This window comes from Acetobacter tropicalis (assembly GCF_001580915.1).
GTDB classification, from domain to species: domain Bacteria; phylum Pseudomonadota; class Alphaproteobacteria; order Acetobacterales; family Acetobacteraceae; genus Acetobacter; species Acetobacter tropicalis.
This window is the reverse complement of record NZ_LHZQ01000084.1, coordinates 1-2,478: the sequence shown is the minus strand read 5'-3', so window position 1 is coordinate 2,478 and position 2,478 is coordinate 1. Positions and strand designations below refer to the sequence as shown.

Annotated in this window: 1 protein-coding gene and 1 pseudogene; both read left to right on the top strand. The window is 33.3% G+C overall.

Going from position 1 to position 2,478, the window contains the following annotated elements; genetic code table 11:
* Positions 1–262 (top strand): annotated as a pseudogene (locus AD944_RS16545) (transposase); the annotation flags it as partial.
* Positions 263–485: 223 nt separating this feature from the next.
* The gene (locus AD944_RS00595; RefSeq protein WP_082784172.1) at positions 486–2,339 is read left to right on the top strand and encodes a glycosyltransferase family 2 protein; all 1,854 of its coding nucleotides are present in this window, start codon (positions 486–488) and stop codon (positions 2,337–2,339) included.
* Positions 2,340–2,478 lie beyond the last annotated feature (139 nt).

The following is a 2,478-nucleotide window of genomic DNA, read 5'->3' as shown; positions in this document are numbered from 1 at the left end:
AACCAAGGCACATTAATTAACGGTTCTTCGATCCCTCCACATCCCTGGCAGCGAGGCAGCAACGAAAACACCAATGTTCTGCTACGCTAATATTTCTCCAAGGGAGCGGATATCAGCCAGCATGATACCAATGCATTGGATGCGGTCGCCCATGCCCTGAAATACGCAGCCACGCAAAACACTGGGTTGGAGAACACCAGCAGATGCACTCGATCAATTCCTCAAAGAGCATATAATCGAAGGTGTCGCGACAACCGGTTGAATCCGCCCTCTCGAGGGCGTCCAGTACGAAGTTGGTATGGGCAGTTGATGAGACACGCCAACCCACAATCACCCAGGCGGTCGCGTAATAAAAAACATAAAAGCGTTCACTACGACCAATCAGTGAATTGCGCAACAAAGCCCTCCATATTATGAAATAATATTTATGGTTGAGTTTAAAAAAAATACATTATAATTTTATTTAGAGATTTATCAGGAGTAAAATGATGGTTTTAGATTTAAAAATTAGTCTTATAAAAACTGTACATAATACATATTTATGTAAAAATTTAGATGGAAAGCTATTTTCTGCTGAAGAAAAAGTTTTGCAAGATTACAAACGTGTATTTTTGATAGAATTTAAAAATGAGTATAATATTTCTTTTTTGGTATCAGAAGATATAAAGATAATAGAGATTTTGTGTGCAGATTTAAAAAGTTTCATTTTACCAGTGGAAAAAATTATTAATAACGATGGTTCATTTTTTTTAAAGGTTTTTAGAAAAAATACTGTTTTAATGGCTACTCCACCACATCCAGAAAGTAAGTCTGGGTTTATTGATGGCAGTAGTACTAATTATAATGAATTTGAAAAATTTTTTATTGAGCGAATTGATGTAATAAATGATAATATAATTACTGTAGCATACGAAATAAGAGATATTTATTCATGTGAGATAAATTGCGATTCCATCATTAAATATATAAATAACTATAAGGGCTTAATTTTAGACGTTTCTCTGTGTTCAGTGCAATATTTAATTAGCAGTGATGACATGAATGTTATTGCGGATTTTGTTTATGGTAGATTTGATATTGCTTTAAAAATATCTAAAAAATCTAGCATTGATATTTGGGCTAAAAAAGCAATCCCCAGTTTGGTTAAATGGAAAAATAACAAAGATTCTCATCAAGAATATACAGAAAAAGAAAACTTCCTTTGCGATGCAGATCTATATTTTCTTGCAGATGTTGGAAGAGATGGGTTGTTTGTTAGTTTTTTTCATTCTTTGAATTTTTATATGCGAAAAAAAATTAAACCATCAGAAAAAACATGTATTCTAACAACAGTTAGAAATGAAGGAATATATTTACTCGAGTGGATTGCTTACCATAAAGCTTTGGGAGTAGAACATTTTTTTATCTATAGTAATGACAATGATGACAGTTCTGATCAATTATTAGAATGTCTTTCAGCATTAGATGAGATTACTTGGATAGAAAATCCTGTAAAAAATCCAGTTGGAATCCAATTTAAAGCCTACAGCCATGCACTAACGATTCTTCCTCATATATTAGATTATAAATGGTGCTTTCTTATTGATTCTGATGAATTTATTTCATTGAATACAAGAAAATTTCATGACGTAAATAGTTTTTTAAATTGGATTTCCTATTGGGCGACCGACTCAATTGCGATAAATTGGAAATTCATTGCTTCAGAAAATGTAAAAAATTTACAAGATGTGTTTTCCCCTCTAATTGAACGAAATAATACGTTTGTAGATGACGGTGTGATCGGGCATGGTGTTAGATTGGTTAAATCGGTTTTTAGGCCACAAATGATTATGATGTCTTCTGCCCATCATCCAGCAATATCAAAAACCACCCCTATTGTATGTAGGCTTACTAATGGGGATATACATGATTACAAAAATCCCCCTCCCAACTTGCACCGAGATCCGTCTTTTTCTGATGTTATATGCACAGAAAACATTGTGATAAATCACTATTTTTTCAAGTCTATTCCTGAGTGGATTTGGAAATATTCTAGGAATGGAGGAGCGTTCGCGTCAACCGAGTTCAACTTAAGCCGATTTGATAATGATTGGGCTTCCTATTTCAATATGCAGCTAAATCACAGAAGTGCTTCTACCCACAACATAGAAGAAAAATTTTTTGAACGTTTTAAGAAAGAATTATTTAGATTGAGAAGAAACGAATATTTAAAAAATGCAGAAAATAACGTGCAGCATTCTTTTTTAAAGAGGTATGAAAAAATAATTATGGAAATAAAAAAATTTAAAATTAAAGAAAAAATAGATAAAAAATATAAATTTATTCTTGAAGAATTTTAAATAGATGGAGAGTTAAAAAAAACCACTGGTTTTGGGTCTCTCTGTATGATTCCATTCCGCATGTCGTGATTTGAGGGATTGGCTCATGAACCAGCCGGGTTTCTTTGATGTTGAAGAGCGCCTGGCTCGCCTGAGCGGG

What these genes read in the sequence shown, in the direction of transcription:
- AD944_RS00595 (WP_082784172.1), top strand. Translation starts at nt 486, where the DNA reads ATGATGGTTTTAGATTTAAAAATTAGTCTTATAAAAACTGTACATAAT.